The organism is Geomonas ferrireducens, assembly GCF_004917065.1.
Taxonomy (GTDB): Bacteria; Desulfobacterota; Desulfuromonadia; order Geobacterales; family Geobacteraceae; genus Geomonas; species Geomonas ferrireducens.
The window spans coordinates 59,989-85,479 of sequence record NZ_SSYA01000002.1 but is presented as its reverse complement, the minus strand read 5'-3'; the positions used below and the strand labels follow the sequence as shown (position 1 = coordinate 85,479).

Genomic DNA, 25,491 nt, shown 5'->3' with positions numbered 1-25,491 from the left:
ACCCCCTTGATCCTGTAGGGAAACGAGCTTTGTGTACCTGTTTGCTACGCTTTCACATAATGGAAAATATCGTTCATAAGCCGCACGCTGTCAACAGTGCGTTGCTCCACTTATCGGCTGTTCCACGCTTTTGTTGACAATCATCCGCCTCCTGCCGTACTCTCGGCCTCGGCCCGGGCGGCAAAGCCGGGACAACTGCCCGGAACGGCGCACTGGAGGGGTATGGGGAGCAAGGGAAAACAGGGGAGGGAAAGGGGCGAAGAAGGCCTCATAGTCTCCCATTTCGGCGTGGCGGTCGAGGTGCTCTTCGAAAGCGGCGAGCGCCGCATGGTGAAGGTGAAGCGCAACTCGGGCCACGTGGTGGGCGACCATGTGACGGTCGAGGGTGAGGTGCTGGCGCGGCATCCCCGGAAGACCGAGCTCTCAAGGCGCGACGCCCGCGGCGGCATCCACCTGGTCGCCGCCAACCTGGACGTCCTCGGCGTGGTCCTCGCACCCGGCACCCCGCCGGGATTCCTCGATCGTGCCATCGTCGCCTCCCGGGCCGCGGGGCTCTCCCCCTTCATCGTCATCAACAAGTGCGATCTACCCGAGGCGCGGGAACTGGGTGAGGCGGTGCGCGCCGTCTACGGCGGCATACTCCCCTTTTTCACGCTGAGCGCGGCGACCGGCGAGGGGATCGCCCCGCTGCGCGCCTTTTTAAGCGACGGGCACCGCGGCGCCTTCGTCGGCACCACCGGTGTCGGGAAAAGCTCGCTTATGAACTCCCTCTGCCCGGAGTTGAACCTGAAGGTCGGGGAGCTGTCCGATTACAACTGGACCGGCAAGCACACCACCACCGTCTCTTCGCTGCACGCACTTCCCGAGGGGGGAGAGCTGGTCGATACACCGGGCTTTCGCGATTTCGGTCTCGTGGACATCACCGTCCCGGAGCTTGCCGTGCGGTTCCCAGGTTTCGAGTCCCTGGAGGCGCACCACTGCCGTTTCAACGACTGCCGGCACCGGCAGGAACCGGGGTGCGCGGTCCGGGAGGAGATGGAGAGCGGGGGGATCAGCGAGGAGCGCTACCGCACCTACCTCGTGCTCCTGACCGAGGTGGAGGCCCTGGAGGAAGAGGCGCTTAAGCGCAGTTGGAGAAGCAACAAGGAGAAGAGGTAAACAGATGGCGCAGCCATGGAAAGTATTGCAGAGCGTGCAGACCGCGGACGGTACCCTCGAACTGAGGCAGCGCGGTGAGCGCGATTTTCTTATAACGGTAAACGGCCTCGTGCTGATGAACAGCTCGTTGCACCGCTCCGAAGTGGCACTGGGGGAGGTGACCTGCGGGCACCTGAAGGAGGCGCAGGCACCGAAGGTGCTGGTGGGAGGGCTCGGCATGGCGATCACGCTCCGGGCGGTCCTCGACCAGATGCCGCAGCGGGCCGACGTCCTGGTGGCGGAGCTCAATCCCGTGGTGCTGGAGTGGTGCCGCGGCCCGCTTGCGCCGATCACAGCCGGGGCCGCCTCCGATCCGCGCGTCACCGTGGAGATCGCCAACGTGGCCGACGTGATCAGGAGAAGCGCCATGGGTAAAAGCCGCTTCGACGCCATCGTTCTCGATCTGTACACCGGCCCGCACGCGAAGACCGACAAGATCATGGACCCCCTCTACGGCGAGATCGCCATAGAGCTCACCAAGGGGGCGCTGAAGCCGGGCGGGGTCTTCGCCGTCTGGGGCGAAAACTACGACCAGGGCTTCGACAAGCGCCTGCGCCAGGCCGGCTTCGCGGTTAGCTGCGAGCGTCCCGGGCGCGGCGGCTTAAGGCACGTGGTGTACCTGGCGCGCCTTGAGGCCCGTCCCGAGGGGGTGCCGCAGCGGGGGCGGAAACGGGCGCCGCGCCGCTAAGGCCGGCACCCTCTTCCTTTATCTCGCCTTAGGCCGCGGCGCCGAAATCAGCGCCCGCATACTGCACCGCCGCCGGGTCGTTCGCCCTCGGCGGGGAGATCGCGTGCACCCCGCCGCAGGAGGGACACCCCTGCACGAAGGTCCGCAGCACGAAGTCTTTGCCGCACTCCTGGCACTCCACCTGGAGCGCGCTCGGCAGCGGCGAGCATGCCACCCGTCCGCCGTGCGCCGCCAGCACGAACTCCACCAACTCCCTGCCGGTGGCGTAGGGCCCACCCCCTCTGGAATTACCCGATCCGCAATCGCACATCCTTCCTCCCGTGTCGCCTTATATTGAAACGCGAGGGGCACGCTACCACGCCTGCCGTACCGCATCCTTGATCTCGGTCAAAAAACCGCGCTTGTCATAGGCCTTTCGCCCGCAAGCGGTGCGAAAAACGCCGCTTGCGTTATTGCAATGCCGGACGATTCCAGTATATTGTGTTGGTGTTTTTTAATGTATGCCACGCACGAGGAGATGACCGGGATGGAAGAAGAAAAATCCCCTGTTGAAATCACCGATATCGGCGTCGTCAACGTGCATGACCACCTCTGTCTCATGTACCGCGACGATGAGGAACTGCTGGGCGCGGTGCTCCCTTTCATCCAGGGCGGGTTGTCGCTCGGTGAGCGCTGCGTCTACATGCACGCCGCCGAGAAGCGGCTCGAGGAGGTCCTGCAAAACGCGGTGGATGGCAACAAGGAAGACTCCGGGGCCCTGATCCTGCTGCCGCTCAGGCAGACCTGGCTCCGTGGTGCTGCCTTGAAGCAGGACCGCATCATGGAACTTCTGAGGGATATCTGCTCCGGCGCGGCCTCCGACGGCTTCAGTGGAACCCGCATCGTGTGCGATATGACCTGGGCGCTCAGGGACACCAAGTCGCAGCAGATGCTGCACCACTTCGAGCGCAACCTCACCGCCTTCGCCGCGGCCAACGAGACGGCGCTGCTCTGCCTGTACGACCGCAGGAGCTTCGGCGACGAGCGGCTGCTCGACTTGGCCCGGATACACCCGTCCCTCATCTACAGCGGCAGGGTCTGCGAAAATCCGCTCCACCTCCCGGATCGGATGCGCAGCACGGTTCTCAGCGAGCTCGACACCTTTCTCGCCGCCTCGCACCGGCTGACCGCGGTCATCGACGACGGGGAAAGGCTGAAGAGCGAGCTGGAACAGTCCTACTCCGCCCTTGCCAAGAAGATCTACGAGAACTGGCAGGAAGAGGACACCCTGAGGGCGACCGAGAAGGAGATGCAGGAGAAGGACGAGGCGCTCCTTGCCAACCGCAGGCGCCAGTACACCATCCTGCAGCATCTCCCGGCCATCATGCTCGCCTTCGACAGCGGCGACCGCCTTGCCGCGTGCAACCACGAGTTCGAGCGGGTCACCGGGTTTCGCGGCGAAGAGGTGATGGGAAAGGCGATGCTGGAGCTGCTTCACGTCGAGGCCGAGCAGCGTGAGGAGGTAGTCGCCCATCACCCCCGCGAGGGGGGAGACTACCGGGGGAGGGAGTGGCGCCTGCACTGCAAGGACGGCTCGCTGCGGCTTGTCTCCTGGTCCAACATCTCCCGTTACGTCCCGGTGAACGGCTGGGCCAACTGGATCCTCGGCATCGACGTGACTCCGAAGGTGGCGGAGCCGGCCCTGCGTACCGTAAGGGAGGAGCTGGAAGTGCGGACCGCGGAGCTGGAGGCCTTCGGGCAGGCGGTCAGCCACGATCTCGCCGGCAGGCTCACGAGGATCAGCGGTGACTGCGGCCGTCTCAAGCAGTTTCACGCTCCCCAACTGGCGCCGGGGTGCCGGGAGCTCCTGCTGGACATCGAGGAAGCCGCAGCCGAGCTTGCCGGCCCGATCGCTGCGCTGCAGCGCATGACCGCCTTGACCGCGACCGGCATCCGCCCCGTCGAGGTCGACCTGAGCGCTATGGCCGCCGAGATCGCGGCGCAGCTATCCGGTGCCGCCCGCCGCCCCGTCGATTTCCGCATCGAGGACGGGGTGACCGTGACCGGCGACAAGGAGATGCTCCGCCTCGCCATGGAGCAGCTCCTCGAGAACGCCTGGCACTCGACCCTGGGGGTCAAGCATCCGGTGATCAGGTTCGGCACGGCGCAGGTGCGCGGCGAGCGGAGCATTTACGTGAGCGACAACGGCCCGAGGGACGCCGAGGCGCCGGGAGAGCCGGACGGGAAAGGACAGGGAGAGCGCATCTGTTGCGGCATCGGTCTGGCCACGGTACAGCGCATCATAAACCTCCACCGGGGCAGGATCTGGAGCGCGGAGCAGGCCGGAAAAGGGGGCACCCTCTACTTCCAGGTCTAGCGACGCTCGCGAGAGGATCGTCATGAAAAGCAACGACGCAACGCTACCGGTAGTGGTGGTGGATGACGACCGGGAGATGCTGCAGGTGTATCGCACCCTGCTCCAAGGGCACGGTGTGGGGTCTGTGGTCGTCTTCGAGGACGGAAACGCGCTGGTCCCCTTCCTGCGGCGCGCGGATGCGGCCGCGGTGGTGCTGGACCTGGCGCTTCCCACGGTGAACGGCGCCGAGCTGTTGCGAAATCTCGTCGAGGAGTTTCCGCACCTCCCCGTGCTGATCATCACCGGAGTGGCCGAGATCGGTCAAGCAGTCGCCTGCATGCGGGCGGGGGCCTGCGACTACCTGTTGAAGCCGCTCGACAACGCGACATTCCTCTGTGCCATCGACCGCGCCCTGGGCATCACTGCGGACGAGACGCGGCTGCGCAACCGGCGCATGCCTTTCCCGGACATCGTCACCGAGGACCGCCAGATGCTGAAGCTCCTGAAGCGGGTTCAGGCCATCTCGCACAGCGGCCAGCCGGTCCTCATCACCGGCGAGACCGGGGTGGGGAAGGAGCTCTTCGCGGAGGCGGTACACCGCTGCTCCGGGAAGAAGGGGCTCATGGTCACCGTCAACGTGGCCGGGGTGGACGACGCCGTCTTTTCCGACACGCTTTTCGGGCACCGCAAGGGGGCCTTCACCGGCGCTCAGGAGCACCGCGAGGGGCTCATCCGCAGGGCCTCGGGGGGAACCCTCTTTCTGGATGAAATCGGTGATCTGAGCGAGAGCTCGCAAGTGAAGCTTTTGAGGCTGATCCAGGAACACGAGTACCTTCCGCTGGGAAGTGACAGCGCCGCCAAGTCCGACGCAGGCATCGTGGTCGCCACGAACCGCGAACCGAAGCTCCTTCTCGAGCAGGGAAGGCTGCGCGAGGACCTCTTCTACCGGCTTAGCTGCCACCGGATCCACATCCCTCCCCTGCGTGAAAGGAAAGGGGACATCTCCATGCTGCTGGAGCATTTCGTCACCCTCGCGGCGCGGGAGATGGGGAAGGCGAAGCCATGGTATCCGGTGGAGCTGTCGCGCCTTTTGCAGCAGTACCATTTCCCCGGCAACGTGCGGGAGCTGCAGGCCATGGTCTACGACGCGGTGGCGCTCCACGAGAAGGGGGCCCTCTCCCTCAACGGGTTCCGCTCCAGGATCGACCTCCCGCCGGCGGAACTGCGCACGGATGAGGAGCAGGAGGTGGTGACGGTGACCTTCAACGGTTTTCCGAGCATCAAGCAGGCGCAGAGCCAGCTGATCAGCGAGGCGCTGCGCATGTCCAACGGCAACCAGGGTGAGGCTGCCACCCTGCTCGGCATCTCCAGGCAGGCCCTGAACAATCGGCTGAGAAGAAAGCCGACCTCCGCGTGATCCGCCTGCAATGGACGTTGCACCTGCCACGAAAGTTGTCCCCCGCAAAGCGCTTCCGGCAAAGGTTCCGGGGCACCAGCACTATTGAAGTAAACCTTTGTTGCGGGGGACAATCACATCTCTTTTGACCCGCCTCTTCGCATCGCATCGGAACTACAGGGAAATCCGCATGCGTAGAGGTTGGGCATGGTTGCTGCTGTATGAAAGAAGCGGACCGCTCGCGCTGCGGCGGGAACCGCTTGGGAAACGGGAAACATCCGGCGGGGGGAAGCGAAGGCTTCGGTGCAACCGGTCGGGTAAGCTTGGGGGCTTGGGGGCCTGGTAGCCGCCCGGGTCCGGGTCATAAAGGGGGTGCCCCATGACCGACATGTTCAAGGATAAAAGGCATAACGGGGAGGGACGGTTTTTGACGATAGACAAGGAAATAGCATCGAGCATGCTCAACGCGTCGTACGCCGTCGACTTGAAGTCCGCGGTGCACACCTCGCTGGAAACGATCCGCAACATGCTCCTCGACCGTCCGAACAACGAGGAGATCAGCCTCCTGACCCAGCAGGTGGAGCGTCTTTTGACCGAGCAGACCGAGAGGCTCGAGTCGATCAACCGCGACCTGGAGGCGTTCAACTACTCGGTGGCCCACGACCTGTGCGCCCCCTTAAGGAGGATCTGCGGCTTCACCCGTGCCCTGCAGGAACAGTACGCCGGCAGGCTCGACTTGGACGGGATGGATTACCTCGAACGGATCTTCAAGTCGTCGCAGCACATGAACGACCTGATCGAGGCGCTTTTGCAGCTCTCCCAGCTCTCCTACCAGAACCTGAAGCAGGAGGTGGTGGACCTCTCCGAGATCATGAGAGAGACCGCCACCGATCTGCAGCTGGGCAATCCCGAGCGTCGTGTCGAGTTCGTGATCCAGCCGATGATCCGCACCTTCGGCGACCACAACCTCCTTGAGATCGCCATGAAGAACCTTTTGAGAAACGCCTGGAAGTTCACCCAGATGCGGGAAGTCACCCGCATCGAGTTCGGCGCATGGGAGGGGGGCGAGGACGGCACCTGTTTCCTCAAGGACAACGGCATCGGCTTCGACATGGCCAATGCGGAGCGGATGTTCCACGCCTTCCAGCGGCTGCACAGCTCGAGCGAGTTCCCGGGCAACGGCATAGGGCTCACCACGGTGCAGCGCATCATAAACCGGCACGGCGGCAAGATCTGGGCCGAAGGGGAGGTGGACAAGGGGGCCATCTTCTACTTCACCCTCCAGGCCTGCACCACCTGAAAAGACCCCTTTTGTGCGCCGACACGATCTGCTATAGTCCTTGCACTTTTAAACGGGAGGCGGGCGATGCACGAGATGAGCATAACCCAGAGTATGGTGGAAATATGCGAGGTTCACGCGACCGGGCGCAAGGTGGTCGAGGTGGTCCTCGAGATCGGGGAACTCTCGGGGGTGGTGCCGGAGAGCGTCGAGTTCTGCTTCGAGGCGTGCACGAAGGGTACGCTCCTTGAAGGGGCGAAGCTCAGCATCGAGAGGGTTGCCGGTCGCGGGAGCTGTCCGGACTGCCACGGCGAGTTCCCCATGTTAAGCCTTTTCGCCCCGTGCCCCGACTGCGGCGCCTTCGGTCTAACCGTCGTTTCCGGCGAGGAGTTGAGGGTGAAGGAGCTCGAGATCGAGTGATCCGTTTTGACATGCGTTGGGTCAAAATGATACAAAGTCGGGACAGAAGTACCCAACAAAATGAAGCAAAAGGAGGCGCCGCGCGAGAGGGTATCGCGGGCGCCCTTTTTTTTGTTCAATGATTTCGGAAGTTTCTCCTCGCGAAAAATGTTTACTGGATTGGCACGGGTGTTGCCGTATACGTGCCGGTTCGATTTATCTCGAGGAGGGTTGTTATGAAAGAAGAGATGTTTTGCGATGGGGTAACCCGCAGGGACTTCATGAAGGCCTGTGTCACCGCAACGGCGATGATGGGGCTCCCCTTCGCCATGCATACGCAGGTGGCCGAGGCTGTTGAGAAAAACGGCAACCCTGCGGTGATCTGGCTGCACTTCCAGGAGTGCACCGGCTGTTCGGAGTCGCTTTTGCGCTCCTCCCACCCGACCATCGCGTCGCTGATCCTGGACATGATCTCGCTGGACTACCACGAAACGCTCATGGTCGGCGCCGGTCACCAGGCCGAGCAGGCCCTACATGACTCCATGAAGGCCAACCACGGCAAGTACATCCTCGTCGTCGAAGGGGCCATCCCGACCAAGCAGAACGGCATCTTCTGCAAGGTCTCCGGCAAGACCGCACTCGAGTCGCTGCAGCACGCGGCTGAAGGCGCCGCCGCGATCATCTCCATCGGTACCTGTGCCTCCTACGGCGGCATCCAGGCTGCCTCCCCGAATCCGACCGGCGCGGTCGGCGTCAGGGACATCATCAAGGACAAGCCGATCATCAACATCCCCGGCTGCCCGCCGAGCCCGTACAACTTCCTTTCCACCGTCCTTTACTACCTCACCTTCAAGAAGCTCCCCGAGCTCGACGCCCTGGGGCGTCCTAAGTTCGCCTACGGCAGGAGGATCCACGAGCACTGCGAAAGGCGTCCGCACTTCGACGCCGGCCGCTTCGCGAAGGCCTACGGCGACCCGACCCACGCCCAGGGGTACTGCCTCTACAAACTCGGCTGCAAGGGACCCGCGACCTACGCCAACTGCTCCGTGCAGCGCTTCAACGACGTCGGCGTCTGGCCGGTGTCCATCGGTCACCCCTGCATCGGCTGCACCGAGCCGGATCTACTCTTCAAGACGGCGATCGCCGAGAAGGTCCAGATCCACGAGCCGACCCCGTTCGACAGCTATGCTCCGGTCGATCTGAAAGAGAAAGGTAAAGGGCCGGATCCGCTTACCACCGGCTTTGTCGGCCTTGCCGCCGGTGCGGCTCTTGGCGCCGGCGCGATGCTCGCCAAGAAGCTTCCGGGGGATGCGCAGGAGGGTGGCCATGAAAAAGACGAGTAGACGCGATTTCCTCAAGTTGGCCGGAGCCACCGGCGCGGGTCTTCTGGCCTGCGGCGCGGGTAGCGCTCTTGCCAACGAGGGGCTCCAGGTGAACAACGAGGAGCTCGGCATGCTCTACGACGCCACCAAGTGCGTCGGCTGCAAGGCGTGCATGTCCGCCTGCAAGAGGGTGAACCACGACTACGGCTCACTCTCCTACGAGAAGGCGAAGTTCGACGAGGACGGCCTGTGGGATGCGCCGAGCGACCTCTCCGGCTCCACCCGTACCCTCATCAAGCTCTTCAAGGAGAGCGAGCAGCGCTGGAGCTACGTGAAGTACTCCTGCATGCACTGCCAGAAGCCTTCCTGCGTTTCGGTCTGCCCGGTTTCGGCCATGACCAAGGAGAAGATCACCGGCATCGTCGATTACAACAAGAACACCTGCATCGGCTGCCGTTACTGCCAGATCGCCTGCCCGTACAACATCCCGAAGTTCCAGTGGGAGAAAGCGGTGCCGCAGATCGTCAAGTGCGACCTTTGCAAGTCGACCAACCTGCGCGAGAAGGGGATCTCCGCCTGCGCCGAGGTCTGCCCCGCGGGCGCCATCAAGTTCGGCAAGAGAAAGGATCTCCTCGACGAGGCGCATCAGCGCCTGAAGGACGCGCCGGACAAGTACGTGCAGCACGTCTACGGCGAGCACGAAGGGGGGGGGACCAACCACCTCTACCTCGCTTCCATGCCGTTCAACAAGCTAGGTCTCCCCGAGATCAAGCCGGAAGCGCCGGCCGAGTTCTCCGAGAAGATCCAGCACACCATCTACAAGGGGTTCATCGCCCCGGTGGCGCTTTACAGCACCCTTTGCTTCATCGCGGTTAAGAACATGAAGAAGCACGAAAGCCACGACGACGATCACAAGAAGGGGGACAAGTAATGGGTCACAGCGAAGAATATCAAAAGCTGGAAGGTAAGATCTTTACCAAATCCTTCTTCATCCTCCTTTCCGTGGTGCTCTTAGGTTTCTACTTCGTGGGCGTGCGCTACGTCAAAGGGATCGGCGCCGTCTCCAACATGAGCGACGGCTACCCCTGGGGCATCTGGATCACCTACGACGTCGCCACCGGCACGGCAATCGCCTGCGGCGGCTACGCGGTCGCGATCCTCGTCTACATCCGTAACAGGATGCAGTACCACCCGATGATCCGCTCCGCGATCCTCACCTCCATGTTCGGCTACGGTCTGGCCGGCTTCTCGGTCATGGTCGACTTGGGCCGCCCCTGGAACGCGTACAACTTCTTCATCCCGAGCAAGTGGCAGGCGAACTCCGCCATGTTCGAGGTCGCCCTCTGCGTCATGGCCTACTCGACGGTGCTCATCCTCGAGTTCCTCCCGGCGATCCTCACCTCGATCGAGCAGAGCAAGTGGGACCGTATGAACGCGATCCGCAACTGGCTCCACCCGCGTTTCGCGCCGGACAAGAAGACCATGGAGGACAAACTGGAGATGGTGCGCCTCGGTGCGCTCTGGCTCAAGCCGCGCCTGAACAAGGTCCTCATCTTCTTCATCGTTTTGGGCATCACGCTGCCGACCATGCACCAGTCCTCGCTGGGGAGCCTCCTCCTCATCGCCTCGACCAAGCTGCATCCGCTCTGGCACACGGGCTTTTTGCCGCTTCTGTTCCTCTTGAACTGCATCTTCATCGGCTACTCCATCGCCATCCTCGAGTCGATCATCTCGAGCTACTCCTTCAAGCGTCCCTTCGAGATCGAGGAACTCTCGGGCCTCGCCAGCCTGATCCCGTTCGTGACCGTGATCTGGCTGAGCGTCGTCATCGGCGATCTCGCGCACAGAAACCAGATCGCCGCGGCGCTGAAGGGTGACTTCTACTCCGGGTGGTTTATGACCGAGTTCGTGCTGGTAGCCGGCGGCTCGCTCATCCTCTTCGTGAAAAAATGCAGAAGGTCGGCACGCTGGCTCTTCATCTCCGCTTCGATGATCGTCCTCGGGGGTGCCCTCTACCGCTTCAACGTGTATCTCATCGGCTTCAACCCGGGCCAGGGGTGGAAGTACTTCCCCTCCTTCGCCGAGATCATGATAACGGTCGGCATCGTCGCCCTGGAGATCCTGGGCTACAAGGTGTTCGTCGCCCTGTTCCCGGTCCTGCCGAACATGGATCTGCACGGCGCGCACAAGAAAAAGGGGCACGCGAAGAAGCACAAGGGCGAGCAGTCCAAGCCGCTCCCGCAGTCCGAGGCCGCGGCACACTAATCCAACGATTTAATTAAGCAATTAGCCTTTTGGAGGAATAAATGTCTAGAATCACGCTTGATCCCATCACCCGAATCGAAGGACATCTGAGGATCGATGTCGAAGCAAACGGCGGCAAGGTAACCAACGCCTGGTCCTCCGCCCAGATGTGGCGCGGCATCGAGGTAATCCTCAAGGGGCGCGCCCCGGAGGACGCCTGGAGCTACGTGCAGCGTTTCTGCGGCGTCTGCACCACGGTGCACGCCATCTCCTCGATCCGTGCCGTCGAGCACGCCCTCGACGTCGAGGTGCCGCTGAACGCCCAGTACATCCGTAACATCATGATCGCCCAGCACTCGGTGCAGGACCATATCGTCCACTTCTACCACCTCTCGGCGCTCGACTGGGTCGACATCGTCTCGGCGCTGAAGGCAGATCCCAAGAAGACCGCGGCGATCGCGCAGAGCATCTCCGACTGGCCGGGGAACTCCGAGAAGGAGTTCAAGGCGGTACAGGACAAGCTGAAGGCGTTCGTCGCCGGCGGCAAGCTCGGCATCTTCGCTACCGGCTACTGGGGTCACCCGGCGATGAAGCTCTCCCCGGAGGTCAACCTGATGGCGGTCGCCCACTACCTGAAGGCCCTCGATTACCAGAGGAAGGCTTCCCAGGCGACTGCGATCCTCGGCGGCAAGAACCCGCACATCCAGAACCTGGTCGTGGGGGGCGTTGCCACCGCCATCAACACCGAAAACATCGCGACCCTCAACGTGGAGCGTCTCATCTACCTGAAGACCCTCATGGAAGAGACCCGCGACTTCGTGCAGAAGGTGTACTACCCGGACCTCCTCGCCATCGCGGGCGCCTACAAGGACTGGTTCAAATACGGCGCGGGCGTCACCAACTACATGGCGGTGCCGGAGTTCCCGGAAGACACCAAGAACACCAAGTTCCAGCTGCCGGGCGGTATCGTCATGGCGGGCAACATCGCGGGGATGAGGATGGTGAAGGATCACCGCGACGACTACCTGATCAAGAACATCAAGGAAAACGTCACCCACGCCTGGTACGAAGGTAACGGCACGCTGCACCCGTGGGACGGCGAGACCAAGCCGGACTACACCGATTTCAAGGAAAACGGCAAGTACTCCTGGTGCAAGGCGCCGACCCTCGATGGCAAGCCGGTCCAGGTTGGTCCGCCGGCCCAGATCATGGCGGCATACGCTGCTGGCAACCCGAAGGTGAAAAAGCTCGTCGACGGCGCGGTCTCCACCCTCGGCATCTCCATGAAGGACATCCACTCCACCATGGGCCGTCTCTACTGCCGCGGCGCTCGCGCCCACGTCATGGCGGATCTGGCCCTTGAGAACCTGGACAAGCTGATCGCCAACATCGGTTCCGGCGACCAGACCTACGCGAACCACACCGTGATCCCGAAAGGGGAGTACAGGGGCGTCGGCTTCCACGAGGCGCCGCGCGGCACCCTGTCCCACTGGATCGTGATCAAGGACAAGAAGATCGAGAACTACCAGGCCGTCGTTCCCTCCACCTGGAACGCGGCGCCGAGAAACGACAAGGGCGAAATGGGCCCCTACGAGGCATCCCTCATGGGGAACCCGATCGCCGACCCGAGCAAGCCCCTCGAGGTGCTGCGTACCATTCACTCCTTCGACCCGTGCATCGCGTGCGCCGTCCACACCGTGGACCCGGAAGGCGCCGAGATCACCAAGGTGAAGGTGCTGTAGAAAGAGAAGTTCAAGGGGCTGGGGGCTTCGGCTGGATTACGGCGGCTCGCTCCCGGTCCCTCTCCCCGAATCAGGGGCCGGTACTGGATAACAGCGGTTTTGGTATGTGAGGTTTGGGGGTCGCAACAATTCGGGCTTTGGGGGCGAACGCGGGTGAAAAAAGCTTGTGCCGCCGCCGGTAGTCGTTTAATTTATAGCCTTGTTTTGCTAGCCCCCGGTCCTGCTTCCTAGCCCTGATTTTCCCCCGGCCCCTTTCTTTTTGGAGGTTACATGCAGGTCCTCATCTATGGCGCCGGCAACCTGATCCTTTCCGACGAGGGGTTCGGCGTCCATTTCGTACGTCATCTGGAAAAGCACTACCACATCCCCGAGAACGTCGAGCTGTACGACGGCGGGACCCTCGGCATCATGGTCCACTTCAAGTTCGAGGAGGCCGATCGCGTCATCCTGGTTGACGTGGTGCAGGCGAAGGGAGAGCCGGGCGACATCTTCCGCTACGAGCGCGAAGATATCATGTTGAAGAACATCCCGGTGAAGATGTCGCCGCACCAGATCGGGCTCCAGGAGATGCTCCTGATCTCGGAGATGCGCGACGCACCGAAGCCCGACCTCACCTTCTTCGGCATCGTGGCGCAGTCGCTCGATCCCGGCGACCAGCTCACCCCGCCGCTGCAGGCAGGGCTCGAGAAGGTGGCGGCAATGGTGGTCGAGGAACTCGACAAGGTTGGTATCGAGCTGAAACGTAAGGAAGCCTGATTGCGCCACGGAGTGGTCAGCGGATAAAAGGAGAAGACATGTTCGGATTCGGTTTACCTGAGTTGTGCATAGTGGCGGTCATCCTGCTGGTGGTCGCAGGTCCCAGCAAGCTGCCGCAGTTCGGCCAGGCCCTCGGGAGCAGCATCAGGGGGTTCAAGAAGGCGCTGAACGGCGACGACGCCGTGAAGATCGAAGAGAAGAAGGAAGTCTAGCCCGGAGGTTCAAGCGACATGTGCGTAGACTGCGGCTGCGGCCCGACCCATAAGCACGATCACGACCACGATCACGATCATCACCACGACCACGACCACGATCATCACCATGATCACGATCACGGCCATAGCCACGATCATGATCACGGCCACGATCATCATCATGGGCACAAGCACCATCACCACGAGGAAGCCGCCGAGAAGCCGGCCAAGAAGGTGGTGATCGAGACGGATATCCTGGCCAAGAACAACCGTATGGCAGCGGGCAACCGCGAGCTTTTCCGCGCGAAGGGGCTCTTCGTGCTGAACCTCGTTTCGTCGCCGGGATCCGGGAAGACGACCATCCTCGAGCGGAGCCTCAAGGATCTCGCCGGGTCCTGCCGCTGCGCCGTGGTCGAAGGCGACCAGCAGACCGACAATGACGCGGTGCGCATCGCCGCCACCGGCGTCCCCGTGAAGCAGGTGAACACCGGCGCCGGGTGCCATCTGGACGCCCACATGGTGCTGCATGCGGTGGAACACTTCGACCTGGACAACCTGGACCTCCTTCTCATCGAGAACGTGGGGAACCTGGTCTGCCCCGCCTCCTTCGATCTCGGCGAACACCACAAGGTGGTGGTGCTGAGCGTCACCGAGGGGGAGGACAAGCCGCTCAAGTACCCGCAAATGTTCCATGCCGCCGACATCATGCTCCTCAACAAGGTCGACCTCCTTCCCCATCTCGATTTCGACGTCGAGAAGTGCAAGGAGATGGCGCGCCGCGTCTCCCCGGGCATCAGGATCTTCGAGGTCTCCAGCAGGACCGGCGAGGGGATGGACCAGTGGTACGCCTGGCTCCAGGAAGGGATGGAAAAGGCCCGCAGCTAGGGCGTGATCGACGGTAACCGGATGACCACACGGCAGCGCGCAAGTCTCGAGATCGACGGCATCGTGCAAGGGGTTGGGTTCCGCCCTTTCGTGTACCGGCTCGCCCTGCGTCTGGGGCTCTCCGGCTGGGTGCGCAACACCGGCCAGGGGGTGCAGATCGAGGCGGAGGGGGAGGCGGAAGCGCTTGCCGCCTTCAGCCGCGCCCTGCGCGAGGAAGCGCCGCCCCTGGCGGTGATCGCCGCGCTCCGCCTGACCCATCTCGACGTGGTGGGCGAAGAAGGGTTCGTCATCCTCGACAGCGCGAAAAAAGGGCACGGCGGCGAGGTCTCCCCGGACTGCGACGTCTGTGCAGACTGCCTGAAGGAACTCTTCGATCCGGCCAACCGGCGCCACCTCTACCCGTTCATCAACTGCACCAACTGCGGCCCGCGCTATTCCATCATCACCGGCATCCCCTACGATCGTCCCGCCACCACCATGGCCGGCTTCCCCATGTGCGACGACTGCCTGGCCGAGTACCACGATCCCCTGAACCGCCGCTTCCACGCCCAGCCCAACGCCTGCCCGGTGTGCGGGCCGAGACTCTCGCTCTTCGATGCCGATGGTGCGCCCGTAGCCGGGGACCCGCTGCAGCAGGCGCTCGCCGCCTTGAAGGCCGGGCGCATCGTTGCGGTGAAGGGAGTGGGGGGGTATCATCTCGCGGCCGACGCCTCGAACGAGGAGGCGGTCGCGCTGTTGCGGCGGCGCAAGAAGCGGGACGAAAAGCCCTTCGCCATGCTCGCCGCCGACCTCGACGCGGTGCGCCGCCACGTCCACTGCTCGGAGCTCGAGGGGCGGCTTCTTTCGGGAGTGGAGAGCCCCATCGTCCTCATGCGCAGGCGGCCCGAGAGCCCGGTCAGTCCCCTGGTGGCGCCGGGGAACGGCTGGTTCGGTTTCATGCTTCCGGGAAACCCGCTGCAGCACCTTTTGGCACGCGGCGTCGATGGTCCCCTGGTGATGACCAGCGGGAACCTCTCTGACGAGCCGATCGCCTACCGTGACGACGAGGCGCTTCGCATGCTCTCGGACATCGCGGACTTCTTCCTCACCCATGACCGTGAGATCCATACCCGGACCGACGATTCCGTCATCCGTCTCTACCGTGGGGAACCGCTCTTTCTCAGGCGCTCGCGCGGTTACGTGCCGCGTGCCGTGGCGCTTCCGGGCGAGCAGGCGCGCGTGCTCGCTGTGGGGGCTGAGCTGAAGGCGACCCTGTGCCTTACCCGGGGCGGCCAGGGCTTCATGAGCCAGCACATCGGCGACCTGAAGAACGCGGCGACCCTCACCTCGCTGGAGGAGAGCGCGGCCCATCTCGGGCGGCTTTTGGAGATCACGCCGGAGGTGGTGGCGCACGACCTGCACCCGGATTACCTCTCCACGGTTTACGGCCAGGGGCTCGGTCTCCCCTGCGTCGCGGTGCAACACCATCACGCCCACATGGCCTCTTGCATGGCTGAGAACGGCCTCGATGGCGAGGCGATCGGGGTGATCCTCGACGGCACCGGCTACGGCAGCGACGGCACTATCTGGGGCGGCGAGTTCCTGGTCGGTGGGTACGCGGGATTTGCGAGGCGCGGGCACTTCGGGCTCATGCGCATGCCGGGGGGCGACGCCGCGGTGCGCGAGCCGTTCCGCATGGCGCTAGCCGCGTTGTATCGCCTGCACGGTGCAGAGCTGTTCCGTCAGCCGCTCGCCGTCTGCGAAGAGGTGCAGGAAGGGGATCGTCCTCTTTTCCTGAAGATGCTGGAGAAGGGGATCAACGCACCGCTCACTTCGAGCTGCGGAAGGCTCTTCGATGCCGTTTCCGCTCTTCTCTCCGTCCGGCACCGGATCAGCTACGAGGGGCAGGCCGCCATCGAATTGGAGGCGCTTGCCGAAACGGGCGCCGCCTTGGAAGCGTATCCGTACCTGGTGGCTGGGGAAGGGAGTCACGTCCTCGAGTTCGGCCCAGCCGTCGCCGCGATCTGCGCAGATCTCGCCGCCGGGAAAAGCCGCGCCGACATCGCGCGCGCCTTCCACCGGACCGTGGCCGCCGGGATCGTAGAGGTGTGCCGGCGCATCCGCTCCGAGCATGGTGAGGAGCGCGTGGTCCTGTCGGGGGGCGTGTTCCAGAACCGGCTTTTGACCGAGGACGTGGCTGGAGAACTTGCGACGGAAGGTTTCCAGGTCTACTGCCACCGGCTCGTGCCCCCGAACGACGGCGGCCTCGCCCTGGGACAGGCGGTGATCGCCGGGCGGGCCTTCACCAAGGGACTTTAATTTCTCCTCCCCCCGGAGGGGGGAGGGGACATGTGAAACAGAGATGGTGATTTATCTCAAAGGAGTCTGAAGATGTGTGTAGGTGTACCGATGCAGGTGGTCAGCGTTGATGGTGATTTCGCCATGACCGAAGTGGACGGCGTAAAGCGCGAGGCGAGCCTCATGATGCTGGACCAGGAGGTCAAGGTCGGCGACTTCGTCATCGTCCACGCCGGTTTCGCCATCTCCAAGCTCGACGAGGAAGAGGCCAAGGCGACGCTCGAATTGATGCGCGAAGTCTATTCGCCGGAGTTGATGGGATGAACTACTCGGACGTCTTTCGCGACAAGGAACTGGTCCAGGGGCTCGCCAAGCGCATCGCCGAACTGACCCGGGGGCGGACCGAGCCGTTAGTCTTCATGGAAGTCTGCGGTACGCACACCAACGCCATTTACCAGTTCGGCCTGAGAAGCCTGCTTCCCCCCGAGGTGAGGCTGATCTCCGGGCCGGGATGCCCGGTCTGCGTCACCCCCAACAGCTACCTCGACTGCGCCGTCGCACTTTGCCGCCTCCCGGACGTGATCATCGCCTCCTTCGGCGACATGCTGCGGGTCCCCGGTTCCAGTTCCTCGCTCATGGAGGAGCGCGCCAAGGGGGCTGATATCAGGGTGGTCTACTCGCCGCTCGACGCCGTGCAGCTTGCCGCCAAGAACCCCGATAAGCGCGTCGTGTTCTTAGGGGTAGGCTTCGAGACCACCGCGCCGACCATCGCCGGTAGTATCCTGGCGGCGAAGGCGCAGGGGCTTTCCAACTATTTCGTGCTCGCCTCGCACAAGACCATGCCGCAGCCGATGGCGATCCTTTCCGCGGACCCGGAGCTCCAGGTGGACGGCTACATCTGCCCGGCCCACGTGAGCGCGATCATCGGCGCCGATGCCTACCGATTCCTCTGCGAAGAGTACAAGGTCCCCTGCGTGGTGACCGGCTTTGAGCCGACCGACGTGCTGCAGGGAGTGGAGATGCTGGTGCGCCAGGCGATCGCCGGCGAGAGCAAGGTGGAGATCCAGTATTCGCGCGTGGTGCGCTGGGAAGGAAACGCCAAGGCTCAGGCGATGCTTGCCGACGTCTTCACCCCATTCGACGCACCGTGGCGCGGCATTGGCGTGCTCCCCGGGAGCGGGCTTAGGATCGCGGATAAATACGCCGAGTTCGACGCCGAGCTGGCCATACCGGTGCAGGTAGAGGAACTCAAGGAGCACAAGGGGTGCCTGTGCGGCGAGATCCTGAAGGGGAAGGTGGCGCCCTTCGACTGTCCGCTCTTCGGCGGCAAATGCACCCCCGAGTCCCCGGTCGGCGCCTGCATGGTCTCCTCCGAAGGAACCTGCGCCGCCGCCTACAAGTACGGGCGCTAGGCAAAACAAACCGTCCGACGTCAGATCAGTCAGACTAGTCAGACCGGTCCGACAGAAAAGGAGAACCCTTTGAACAACGATCTCATCCTCCTTGGCCACGGCAGCGGCGGGAGGCTTTCACACCAGCTCCTGGACGACCTGATCATACCGCAGCTCTCCAGTGTCCCGGTCAAGGGGCAAAACGACGCGGCTCTGCTCAACATCGGCGGCGTCAAGCTCGCCTTCAGCACCGATTCCTACGTGGTCGACCCCATTTTCTTCCCTGGCGGGAACATCGGTGACCTCGCCATCAACGGCACGGTGAACGACCTTGCCATGATGGGCGCCCGCCCGCTGTGCCTCTCGGTCGGCTTCATCCTCGAGGAAGGCTTCTCCAAGGAGGAACTCTCCCGCATCCTCGCCTCGATGCGGCAGGCCGCCGATGCAGCCGGCGTCGCCATCGTCACCGGCGACACCAAGGTGGTCCCGAAAGGGAAGGGGGACCGCATCTTCATCAACACCTCGGGGATCGGCGCACTCGAGCATAACCTGCAGATCGACGGCGCCTCGGCGCGTGTCGGCGACAAGATCATCGTCAACGGCTGCATCGGCGATCACGGCATCGCGGTCCTCTCCGCCCGCGAGGGCCTCGAGATTGACAGCGGCATAAAGAGCGATTCCGCTCCGCTGAACGGCCTGGTCACCGGCCTGCTGACGCTCGGCCCCGCGCTGCACGTGCTGCGCGACCCCACCCGCGGCGGTGTCGCCACGACGCTCAAGGAAATCGCCCTGCAGTCCGGTGTCACCGTCACCCTGAACGAGGAGAGCCTCCCCATAAACCCGGGCGTGAAAGGGGTCTGCTCCATCCTGGGGCTCGATCCGCTGTACGTTGCTAACGAAGGTAAACTTCTTGCGATGGTTGCGCCGGAGAGGGCGGATGAGGCGCTGGAAATCATGCGCCGTCATCCGCTTGGAAGGGATGCTGCCGTCATCGGCGAGGTCACCGAAACCTCGGCAGGCAAGGTGCAGATGGAAACCCTCGTTGGTGGAATGAGGGGAGTGGAGATGCTCGCGGGAGAGCAGCTTCCGCGCATCTGCTGAGGGCCCGGTCGCCCCGGGCCGTTCACCGTTTTCAGGTGGGTACTGCGGGACCCTTCTCAGTCGAGGAGGGTCTTCTCAAACTGCAGCCCCATGCCGTGGTCGGTGACCCGTACCACCTTGGCCCTCAGGTCGCAGAGCACCTGCGGCGTGAGGGTGTGGTAGATGGTCACGGCGACGGTGTCGTTGATCTCCAGCCGCCGCGCTGCCGTCACGAAAACCCCCTTCATGCTCAGATTTTCGACTTCCCCCTCGATGGTCCGTTCCCCTTGGTGGATGTTCGCTTTCGCGTGTAAGGCCAGTCTGGCGAAGTTCCTCTTTTCCTTGTACATCGCCCCTCCTTTGTGTCCTGCCCTGGTTTTTTGACCGGCGTTTTGCAAAACAGGCATTAGTGTAATCTAATCCATTTTGTTTGCAAGAACCGTGGAAAAACTTCTCCAAAGCTCCTCTCGATCCACATCCTTGCAGGCATTCAAGTCGGTGATACCATCCTTTGTTCATGTGTAAAACCTAACGCTTTGGGGTGCGCCATGGACGAGGACGAAAGACTGATTCAAAGGGCACAGGCTGTCATCGCGCCGCCGGCGCATCCCTGCTACCCGATCATGATCGGGCGGGGAAGGGGGACCGTGGTCACCTCCAGGGATGGACGACGCTTCCTCGACTTCACCTCCGGGCTCGCCGTCCTAAACCTTGGGCACAACCACCCGAAGGTGATGGAGGCGGTGCAGCAGCAACTGAAGAGTCATGTCCATGCCGGCGGCATCTACTACAGCGAGGTGACGGTGGCTGCCGCCGAGGAACTGCTCTCCATCGCGCCCGATGGGCTGGACATGCTTTCCTTCGGCAACTCGGGGAGCGAGGCGGTGGAGGACGCCGTCAAGCTTGCGCGCTACACCAGCGGCCGCCAGTCCGTCATTGCCTGCACCGGCGGTTTTCATGGGCGCACCCTGGGTGCTCTTTCCCTCACCAGCAGTTCATCGGCATGCCGCAGCCGCTACCAACCGCTGCTCCCCTTCGTGCACCACGTCAGTTACCCGGCTTGCTTCATATGCCCGTGCGGGATGAACCCCGAGGCGTGTGGTGACCGCTGTCTCGAGGAAATAGAAAGGCTGTTCCAGTATCAAGTACCCCCGGAGGACGTCTGCGCCGTGTTGGTCGAGCCCTTTCTGGGCGAGGGTGGGTACTACCCGGCGCCCAAGAGCTACCTGGAAGGGCTGCGCAGGATCTGCGACCGATACGGCATCCTTCTGATTTTCGACGAGGTGCAGTCCGGGGTGGGGAGGACCGGGAGATGGTTCTGCTGCGAGCATGCCGGGGTGCGTCCCGATATCGTGACCGTTGCCGGTGCGGTCGCCTCCGGCTTCCCCCTGGGAGCGGTGCTCGCGCCTGCGGGGCTCATGCGGCTATGGGGTCCGCCCGTCTACGGCTCCACCGTCGGAGGGAACCCCGTCTCCTGTGCCGCCTCCCGCGCAACCCTCAGGGTGATCAAGGAAGAAGGGCTGCTGGAAGCGGCACGGGCTGCCGGTTCGCGCGTGCTTACTTCCCTGCAGGAACTTGCCATGCAGAACCCGCGTATCGGCGAGGTCAGGGGTATGGGGTGCATGATCGGCGTCGAATTCGTCGACGAGGCGGGGGCGGCTGACGGCAGGCTCTGTCAGGAACTGATCGACAACTGTCTGGGGAAGGGGCTCATCCTGGTCGGATGCGGACTGAGGCGAAACGTGGTGCGCCTGATTCCGCCGTTAAACGTGACCGATGCTGAGCTTGACGAGGGGATGGCGATTTTCGCGGACGCGCTGCACGAACTCTCCGGCAAGGTGAGAATGTAGGGGGGGCGCGGGCTGCGGCATCGCAGTGCTGGTGCCGCCGGGCTGGTAAGTTGGGATCAGGCGGATGAGGGCGACGGCTGCTGTACCCGCACTTTATCAATGATCTCGAAGGCGCGCCTCACGCGCGAGACCACGCGTATCGTCATCATGGGCTTGCCGATGAAGTCGTGGAAACCGGCCTTGAGCGCCCGGTGTTCCTCCTCGGGTGAGGCCTTCGAGGTGAGCAGGATCATCAGCGTTCCCGCGCTCGACGGGTTCGCCTTGACGGCGCGCATGAGGGCGTAGCCGTCCATCCTGGGTGTCGCGGCGTCGCACAGGATCAGGTCGGGCTTCTGGGAGAAGGCGATCCTCAACCCCTCCACCCCGTCGCGCGCCGTGAACACCTGGTAACCTTCCCTCCGGAGTGCTCCCTCTACATCGCTCATGGCGGCAGGGTCATCGACCACGAGGATCTTCATGTCGCTCCCCCCCTGGTCACGGTGGTATTGCTGTTTCACAGCGGCGGCAAGCTCACCGGGGCGGCAAAGCAACTGAGTTACCCTCACGGAGCCGTGCCGCTCCAGAAGCGCCACGGTCTCCCCGTCGAGCGGGTCGCTGACCGCGACAAAGAGCGCACCGTTTTCCAGCCGCAGCGGCAGAAGCGGTCTCGTGATGGCTAGGTCCGCCGGCACCAGTGCCAGTAGCTCGGCAGGGAGTTGTCCCGTGAAGAGCCTGGGGACCGTGTCGAGGCCGTACTGCTGCCCCAGCGCTTCCAGCAGCTCGTCCTCGGTCAGCACCCCCATCTCAAGGAGCACCCCTCCAAGTCTCTTGCCGCAAGTTGCCTGACGCGCCAGTGCCCGCTCCAGGGTCTTTACCGTTATGATGCCGGATCGAACCAGCAACTGTCCCAAGGGTATCTTCATGATAGAGTACGCCTTTAACGGTAATGAGAAGCTTTTAACATCGCAAATAATACATACTTCGTAGGAAATTTCAAAATAAAAAAAAGGAGGCCCGTTTCCGGGCCTCCTGATCTTTCTGAGAAGTGAGATTCGATACCTAGCGGATATGGTCTTCCGGGTATGCGCCGATGCTGTGGATGGAGAGGTCGGCACCGTTGAATTCTTCCTCCTGGCTCAGCCTGATCCCTACCGTCTTGCTGAGGATGCCGTAGATGACGAAGCCGTTCACAAGGGCGAAGACGATCGCGGAGAGGGAGCCGAGAAGCTGGGAGAGGAAGGTCACCCCGCCCAGGCCGCCGAGCGCCTCGCCGCCGAAGAGGCCCGCGGCGATCCCCCCCCAGGAGCCGATCACGCCATGCAGCGGCCAAACGCCTAAGACGTCGTCGATCTTGAGCTTTTCCTGCTCGAGGTGGAAGCCGTAGACGAAGATGACCGACGCTACGGCGCCGGTTACGAAAGCGAAGAGCGGGTGCATGATGTCGGAGCCGGCGCAGACGGCGATGAGGCCGGCAAGGGCGCCGTTGTGCACGAAGCCGGGGTCGTTCCTGCCTGCGATGAGGGCCGCGAGCACGCCACCCACCATGGCCATCAGCGAGTTCACCGCCACGAGACCAGAGATCTTCTCGAGGTGGCCGGCGCTCATCACGTTGAAGCCGAACCAGCCGACGGCGAGGATCCAGGAGCCCAGGGCGAGGAAGGGGATGTTGCTGATCGGGATCGGGTGGGACTTGCCCCTTACGTAGCGCCCCATGCGGGGCCCGAGGATGATGACCGCGGGGAGGGCGAGCCAGCCGCCGATGGAGTGAACCACAACGGAGCCTGCATAGTCATGGAACTCGGCGCCGCCGATGGACTTGAAGAGGCCCTGCAGCGCGGAAGAGTTCTGCCCCCAGATGAGGGACTCGAAGAGGGGGTAGGTGAGACCGGCGAAAACGGCGCCGGCGATCACCTGCGGCCAGAACTTGGCGCGCTCGGCGATGCCGCCGGAGATGATGGCGGGGATGCAGGCGGCGAAGCAGAGCAGGAAGAAGTAGTGGGTGATGTCGTACCCCTGGTTGGAGCCCAGGAGTTCTTTAACAGGCTTCAGGAAGCTGATGCCGTAGGCGATGGGAAAACCGACGAGGAAGTAGACCACGGTCGAGATGGACCAGTCGGTCAGGATCTTCACGAAGGCATTCACCTGGTTCTTCTTGCGTACCGTTCCCACCTCGAGGAAGGCGAAGCCGGCGTGCATGGCGAAGACCATGACGGCGCCTAACATGAGGAAGAGCACATCGCTGCTGTTTACAAGACCTGTCATCGTCGACATCCCGTTCATTCCATTACCTCCGTTGGTAAATGCCCCCCTTCGTTGGAGAACGCCGAGTCATAGCAAGGTCTCTGCCAAATCCATATCTGCTTGGAATTACGTTGGTCGCCTCACGGGTCTAATGAAAAGGATGCCCCTTGGTGCCCAATTAATGGGCGACGCTGCCCAAGGGATAGGCAGGATTAACTGTTGACCTGTAAACGGCCAGCGGGTAAATTTGTGCAGAATTTCGGCCGGAGGTGGCTGTTGTCCCGCAAAACCGCTCTCATCGCCTGCGCAGACCTAAGCGGGTTCTGCTACGGCGAACAGCACCCATTCAAGGTGCAGCGCTACCGTCTGGCACGCGATCTCATGGCGGCGTACGGGCTTCTGGATCTCCCGGGGATGTCCGAGGTGCGTCCTCGCCCGGTGGACGAAAAGGAGCTCCTTGGGGCGCACTCCGCCGAGTACCTCGACCGGTTGCGCGAGTTCAGCGAAGCCCAGGAACCGAGGGCCGACTTCCGCTACGGACTTGGCGACGTTGAGAATCCCATCTTTCCCGGGGTCTACGATTGGGCCTGTCTCGGGGTGTCCGGTACCCTGGAGGCGGCGCGCCTGGTGACCGAGGAAGGTTTCACCGCCGCTTTTAACCTCCTTGGCGGGTATCACCACGCCCAGAAGGGAAGGGCCTCCGGCTTTTCGTACTTGAATGACGCCGTGGTCGCCATCAATTACCTGCGAGAGCGGGGTAAACGGGTGGTCTACCTGGACCTCGACGCCCACCACGGCGACGGCGTCCAGAACGCCTTCTACGATTGCGACCGGGTGCTCACCATCTCGCTGCACGAAAGCGGGGTCTACTTCTTTCCCGGCACCGGCTTCGAGAACGAGACCGGCGAAGGGAGGGGGAAAGGGTACTCGGTGAACCTGCCGCTTCTGGCGCACACCGACGACGCGCTGTTCATGAAGGCCTTCGACGAGGTCGCCTTCCCGCTCATCGCCGCTTTCAACCCGGACGTCATGGTGACCCAACTCGGTGCCGATACCTTCAGGACCGACCCGCTAACGAGGCTCGAGGTCACCACGCATGCCTACTCCTACATCATGAGAAAGCTGCGTGCCCTGGAGATCCCCTGGGTAGGGGTAGGTGGTGGAGGGTACGACCAGATGAACGTCGCCAGGGCTTGGACCATCGCCTGGGGTATCATGAATGACCGGGAGGTCTCCCCGAGGCTCCCCGCCTCCTTCGTGAAGCTCATCGCGCAGCTTGGTTACCCGCACCGGATGCTCCTGGACGCGATGCACTGGGCCCAGGATGACGACCGCAACCGTGCGCTCGACGCGGTGGAGAAGAGCATCGCCTACGTGCGCAAACACGTTTTCCCCGTCCTCATCGGCGACTATGGCAAACGACACCTCACATGAGCCGCTCAGGGACCTGGGGGGAAGCCAGCTCTTCTCCCTGAACGACATCAACCGGTTGCCCTCCGCGGAGAAGGAGGCGATTTACCGGTCGCTACTCCCCGAGCGTCTGCTGTCCATGGTGGCGAAAGGGGGCGGGGTAATCGAGGTGATCGCGCCGGAGGGGCTGCGCTTTCTGCGCCTCGTGACGCGCTGCAGCCCGGACGACCAGGATCCCGCCTTCATCCTGGACCTGTGCGACACGCATCACGGCCAGATGGAGCTTTCCTACTGCACCATCGCCGACCCGACGGCGCCGCGCTACGACGTCGACCTCGACGAAAAGGGGCGCAACAACCTGTTCGCGACGCTCGGGCGCAACCTCCCCGAGGAGGTGCGGGCCATGGAGGCGGGGCTCTTCCCGAACCAGACCCGGCGCGGCCTGAGGATGTTCGGGGAGTTCCTCCCCCTGCTTGAGCGCCTGGTCGCGGGGCTCGGCATGCAGCTCATCGTGGCCGAGCCCTTAACCTACGACAACGCGATCCGCTACGAGGGGTACGGTTTCGACTACGTGGTGGGAAAGCGTCTCATGCAGGAGATCGACGCCGGGTTCGCCCCGGGGGGCGTGCTGTTCCGGAGGCTGGACGGCTCCACCCCCTTCAGGCGCCCCGGTATGGAAAAGAGCGTCCTCGGGCGCAGTTGGGCGATCCACGATGGCATCATGGATGAGCCGTGGGACGACGTGAGGATCTACAAGACTATCGGCGTGCATGCCGGTGTGGACACGTTCCCGCATCGGGAGCGGTAACAAGGGAAAAGGAGTGCG

24 protein-coding genes are annotated in these 25,491 nt (G+C 63.1%); 20 read left to right on the top strand and 4 right to left on the bottom strand.

Translation table 11 applies throughout. The annotated features are described in order from the left end of the window. The first annotated feature begins 222 nt into the window (after positions 1-222). Positions 223-1,158, top strand: coding sequence for a ribosome small subunit-dependent GTPase A (gene rsgA, locus E8L22_RS09250; RefSeq protein WP_136524919.1), 936 nt, complete (start codon positions 223-225; stop codon positions 1,156-1,158). Between the two features lie 4 nt (positions 1,159-1,162). Further along, positions 1,163-1,885, top strand: coding sequence for a spermidine synthase (locus E8L22_RS09245; RefSeq protein ID WP_136524918.1), 723 nt, complete (start codon positions 1,163-1,165; stop codon positions 1,883-1,885). 28 nt (positions 1,886-1,913) lie between these two features. On the opposite strand, the gene E8L22_RS09240 is transcribed toward E8L22_RS09245, so the two are convergent. Next, complete coding sequence (locus tag E8L22_RS09240; protein WP_136524917.1) at positions 1,914-2,195, bottom strand: hypothetical protein; 282 nt, start codon at positions 2,193-2,195, stop codon at positions 1,914-1,916. Positions 2,196-2,411: 216 nt separating this feature from the next. Between E8L22_RS09240 and E8L22_RS09235 the strand changes: the two genes are divergently transcribed. The 15 genes from E8L22_RS09235 (at position 2,412) to hypE (ending at position 19,206) form a co-directional block, all read left to right on the top strand. After that, positions 2,412-4,241 (top strand): MEDS domain-containing protein, encoded by a 1,830-nt coding sequence (locus E8L22_RS09235; protein ID WP_136524916.1) that lies wholly within the window; start codon positions 2,412-2,414, stop codon positions 4,239-4,241. Between the two features lie 22 nt (positions 4,242-4,263). Next, positions 4,264-5,637 (top strand): sigma-54-dependent transcriptional regulator, encoded by a 1,374-nt coding sequence (locus E8L22_RS09230; RefSeq protein WP_136524915.1) that lies wholly within the window; start codon positions 4,264-4,266, stop codon positions 5,635-5,637. A gap of 358 nt (positions 5,638-5,995) precedes the next feature. Then, the gene (locus E8L22_RS09225) at positions 5,996-6,916 is read left to right on the top strand and encodes a sensor histidine kinase (RefSeq protein WP_136524914.1); all 921 of its coding nucleotides are present in this window, start codon (positions 5,996-5,998) and stop codon (positions 6,914-6,916) included. A 66-nt stretch (positions 6,917-6,982) separates the two neighbouring features. Beyond that, complete coding sequence (gene hypA / locus E8L22_RS09220) at positions 6,983-7,315, top strand: hydrogenase maturation nickel metallochaperone HypA (protein WP_136524913.1); 333 nt, start codon at positions 6,983-6,985, stop codon at positions 7,313-7,315. Between the two features lie 215 nt (positions 7,316-7,530). Further along, positions 7,531-8,637 carry a hydrogenase small subunit gene (locus E8L22_RS09215; protein WP_135870766.1) on the top strand — a complete coding sequence of 369 codons (1,107 nt, stop codon included), beginning with the start codon at positions 7,531-7,533 and terminating at the stop codon, positions 8,635-8,637. After that, positions 8,621-9,547: a hydrogenase 2 operon protein HybA gene (gene hybA, locus E8L22_RS09210; RefSeq protein ID WP_136524912.1), complete on the top strand. Its 927-nt coding sequence runs from the start codon at positions 8,621-8,623 to the stop codon at positions 9,545-9,547. Before E8L22_RS09215 ends, hybA begins: the two co-directional genes overlap by 17 nt. Beyond that, the gene (gene hybB, locus E8L22_RS09205) at positions 9,547-10,881 is read left to right on the top strand and encodes a Ni/Fe-hydrogenase cytochrome b subunit (RefSeq protein ID WP_136514529.1); all 1,335 of its coding nucleotides are present in this window, start codon (positions 9,547-9,549) and stop codon (positions 10,879-10,881) included. Before hybA ends, hybB begins: the two co-directional genes overlap by 1 nt. Positions 10,882-10,922: 41 nt before the next feature. Continuing rightward, the gene (locus tag E8L22_RS09200) at positions 10,923-12,602 is read left to right on the top strand and encodes a nickel-dependent hydrogenase large subunit (RefSeq protein WP_136524911.1); all 1,680 of its coding nucleotides are present in this window, start codon (positions 10,923-10,925) and stop codon (positions 12,600-12,602) included. A gap of 270 nt (positions 12,603-12,872) precedes the next feature. Then, complete coding sequence (locus E8L22_RS09195; protein ID WP_136524910.1) at positions 12,873-13,358, top strand: HyaD/HybD family hydrogenase maturation endopeptidase; 486 nt, start codon at positions 12,873-12,875, stop codon at positions 13,356-13,358. 38 nt (positions 13,359-13,396) lie between these two features. After that, positions 13,397-13,570, top strand: coding sequence for a twin-arginine translocase TatA/TatE family subunit (locus E8L22_RS09190; protein WP_129126854.1), 174 nt, complete (start codon positions 13,397-13,399; stop codon positions 13,568-13,570). An 18-nt stretch (positions 13,571-13,588) separates the two neighbouring features. Further along, positions 13,589-14,437: a hydrogenase nickel incorporation protein HypB gene (hypB, locus tag E8L22_RS09185; protein ID WP_136524909.1), complete on the top strand. Its 849-nt coding sequence runs from the start codon at positions 13,589-13,591 to the stop codon at positions 14,435-14,437. A 21-nt stretch (positions 14,438-14,458) separates the two neighbouring features. After that, positions 14,459-16,735 (top strand): carbamoyltransferase HypF, encoded by a 2,277-nt coding sequence (gene hypF, locus E8L22_RS09180; RefSeq protein WP_136526070.1) that lies wholly within the window; start codon positions 14,459-14,461, stop codon positions 16,733-16,735. A 72-nt stretch (positions 16,736-16,807) separates the two neighbouring features. After that, positions 16,808-17,038 carry a HypC/HybG/HupF family hydrogenase formation chaperone gene (locus E8L22_RS09175; RefSeq protein WP_136524908.1) on the top strand — a complete coding sequence of 77 codons (231 nt, stop codon included), beginning with the start codon at positions 16,808-16,810 and terminating at the stop codon, positions 17,036-17,038. Then, a complete protein-coding gene (gene hypD, locus E8L22_RS09170; RefSeq protein ID WP_136524907.1) occupies positions 17,035-18,126 on the top strand; it encodes a hydrogenase formation protein HypD in 1,092 nt (363 codons plus the stop codon). The genes E8L22_RS09175 and hypD overlap by 4 nt, the downstream gene beginning before the upstream one ends. Before the next feature lie 69 nt (positions 18,127-18,195). Next, complete coding sequence (gene hypE / locus E8L22_RS09165; protein WP_136524906.1) at positions 18,196-19,206, top strand: hydrogenase expression/formation protein HypE; 1,011 nt, start codon at positions 18,196-18,198, stop codon at positions 19,204-19,206. A gap of 56 nt (positions 19,207-19,262) precedes the next feature. Here the strand turns inward: hypE and E8L22_RS09160 are convergent, their stop codons facing one another. Then, complete coding sequence (locus tag E8L22_RS09160; protein WP_129126860.1) at positions 19,263-19,535, bottom strand: PilZ domain-containing protein; 273 nt, start codon at positions 19,533-19,535, stop codon at positions 19,263-19,265. Positions 19,536-19,733: 198 nt separating this feature from the next. Here E8L22_RS09160 and E8L22_RS09155 point away from each other — a divergent pair, with 198 nt between their 5' ends. After that, a complete protein-coding gene (locus tag E8L22_RS09155; RefSeq protein ID WP_136524905.1) occupies positions 19,734-21,035 on the top strand; it encodes an aminotransferase class III-fold pyridoxal phosphate-dependent enzyme in 1,302 nt (433 codons plus the stop codon). A 56-nt stretch (positions 21,036-21,091) separates the two neighbouring features. On the opposite strand, the gene E8L22_RS09150 is transcribed toward E8L22_RS09155, so the two are convergent. Together E8L22_RS09150 and E8L22_RS09145 are read right to left on the bottom strand one after the other, a co-directional pair. Continuing rightward, entirely contained in the window at positions 21,092-21,937 is an 846-nt protein-coding gene (locus E8L22_RS09150; protein WP_136524904.1) for a response regulator, read from the bottom strand. Between the two features lie 136 nt (positions 21,938-22,073). Next, positions 22,074-23,294 carry an ammonium transporter gene (locus E8L22_RS09145; protein ID WP_136524903.1) on the bottom strand — a complete coding sequence of 407 codons (1,221 nt, stop codon included), beginning with the start codon at positions 23,292-23,294 and terminating at the stop codon, positions 22,074-22,076. A gap of 237 nt (positions 23,295-23,531) precedes the next feature. Between E8L22_RS09145 and E8L22_RS09140 the strand changes: the two genes are divergently transcribed. Then, positions 23,532-24,689, top strand: coding sequence for an acetoin utilization protein AcuC (locus E8L22_RS09140; RefSeq protein ID WP_136524902.1), 1,158 nt, complete (start codon positions 23,532-23,534; stop codon positions 24,687-24,689). Further along, positions 24,667-25,473, top strand: a complete 807-nt coding sequence (locus E8L22_RS09135) for a hypothetical protein (protein WP_136524901.1) — start codon at positions 24,667-24,669, stop codon at positions 25,471-25,473. The genes E8L22_RS09140 and E8L22_RS09135 overlap by 23 nt, the downstream gene beginning before the upstream one ends. The last annotated feature ends 18 nt before the right edge of the window (positions 25,474-25,491 follow it).

Bases quoted from the DNA above. Each gene is read 5' to 3' on its own strand.
- rsgA (WP_136524919.1), top strand. From the start codon at position 223: ATGGGGAGCAAGGGAAAACAGGGGAGGGAAAGGGGCGAAGAAGGCCTC.
- E8L22_RS09245 (WP_136524918.1), top strand. From the start codon at position 1,163: ATGGCGCAGCCATGGAAAGTATTGCAGAGCGTGCAGACCGCGGACGGT.
- E8L22_RS09240 (WP_136524917.1), bottom strand. From the start codon at position 2,195: ATGTGCGATTGCGGATCGGGTAATTCCAGAGGGGGTGGGCCCTACGCC.
- E8L22_RS09235 (WP_136524916.1), top strand. From the start codon at position 2,412: ATGGAAGAAGAAAAATCCCCTGTTGAAATCACCGATATCGGCGTCGTC.
- E8L22_RS09230 (WP_136524915.1), top strand. From the start codon at position 4,264: ATGAAAAGCAACGACGCAACGCTACCGGTAGTGGTGGTGGATGACGAC.
- E8L22_RS09225 (WP_136524914.1), top strand. From the start codon at position 5,996: ATGACCGACATGTTCAAGGATAAAAGGCATAACGGGGAGGGACGGTTT.
- hypA (WP_136524913.1), top strand. From the start codon at position 6,983: ATGCACGAGATGAGCATAACCCAGAGTATGGTGGAAATATGCGAGGTT.
- E8L22_RS09215 (WP_135870766.1), top strand. From the start codon at position 7,531: ATGAAAGAAGAGATGTTTTGCGATGGGGTAACCCGCAGGGACTTCATG.
- hybA (WP_136524912.1), top strand. From the start codon at position 8,621: ATGAAAAAGACGAGTAGACGCGATTTCCTCAAGTTGGCCGGAGCCACC.
- hybB (WP_136514529.1), top strand. From the start codon at position 9,547: ATGGGTCACAGCGAAGAATATCAAAAGCTGGAAGGTAAGATCTTTACC.
- E8L22_RS09200 (WP_136524911.1), top strand. From the start codon at position 10,923: ATGTCTAGAATCACGCTTGATCCCATCACCCGAATCGAAGGACATCTG.
- E8L22_RS09195 (WP_136524910.1), top strand. From the start codon at position 12,873: ATGCAGGTCCTCATCTATGGCGCCGGCAACCTGATCCTTTCCGACGAG.
- E8L22_RS09190 (WP_129126854.1), top strand. From the start codon at position 13,397: ATGTTCGGATTCGGTTTACCTGAGTTGTGCATAGTGGCGGTCATCCTG.
- hypB (WP_136524909.1), top strand. From the start codon at position 13,589: ATGTGCGTAGACTGCGGCTGCGGCCCGACCCATAAGCACGATCACGAC.
- hypF (WP_136526070.1), top strand. From the start codon at position 14,459: ATGACCACACGGCAGCGCGCAAGTCTCGAGATCGACGGCATCGTGCAA.
- E8L22_RS09175 (WP_136524908.1), top strand. From the start codon at position 16,808: ATGTGTGTAGGTGTACCGATGCAGGTGGTCAGCGTTGATGGTGATTTC.
- hypD (WP_136524907.1), top strand. From the start codon at position 17,035: ATGAACTACTCGGACGTCTTTCGCGACAAGGAACTGGTCCAGGGGCTC.
- E8L22_RS09160 (WP_129126860.1), bottom strand. From the start codon at position 19,535: ATGTACAAGGAAAAGAGGAACTTCGCCAGACTGGCCTTACACGCGAAA.
- E8L22_RS09155 (WP_136524905.1), top strand. From the start codon at position 19,734: ATGGACGAGGACGAAAGACTGATTCAAAGGGCACAGGCTGTCATCGCG.
- E8L22_RS09150 (WP_136524904.1), bottom strand. From the start codon at position 21,937: ATGAAGATACCCTTGGGACAGTTGCTGGTTCGATCCGGCATCATAACG.
- E8L22_RS09145 (WP_136524903.1), bottom strand. From the start codon at position 23,294: ATGAACGGGATGTCGACGATGACAGGTCTTGTAAACAGCAGCGATGTG.
- E8L22_RS09135 (WP_136524901.1), top strand. From the start codon at position 24,667: ATGGCAAACGACACCTCACATGAGCCGCTCAGGGACCTGGGGGGAAGC.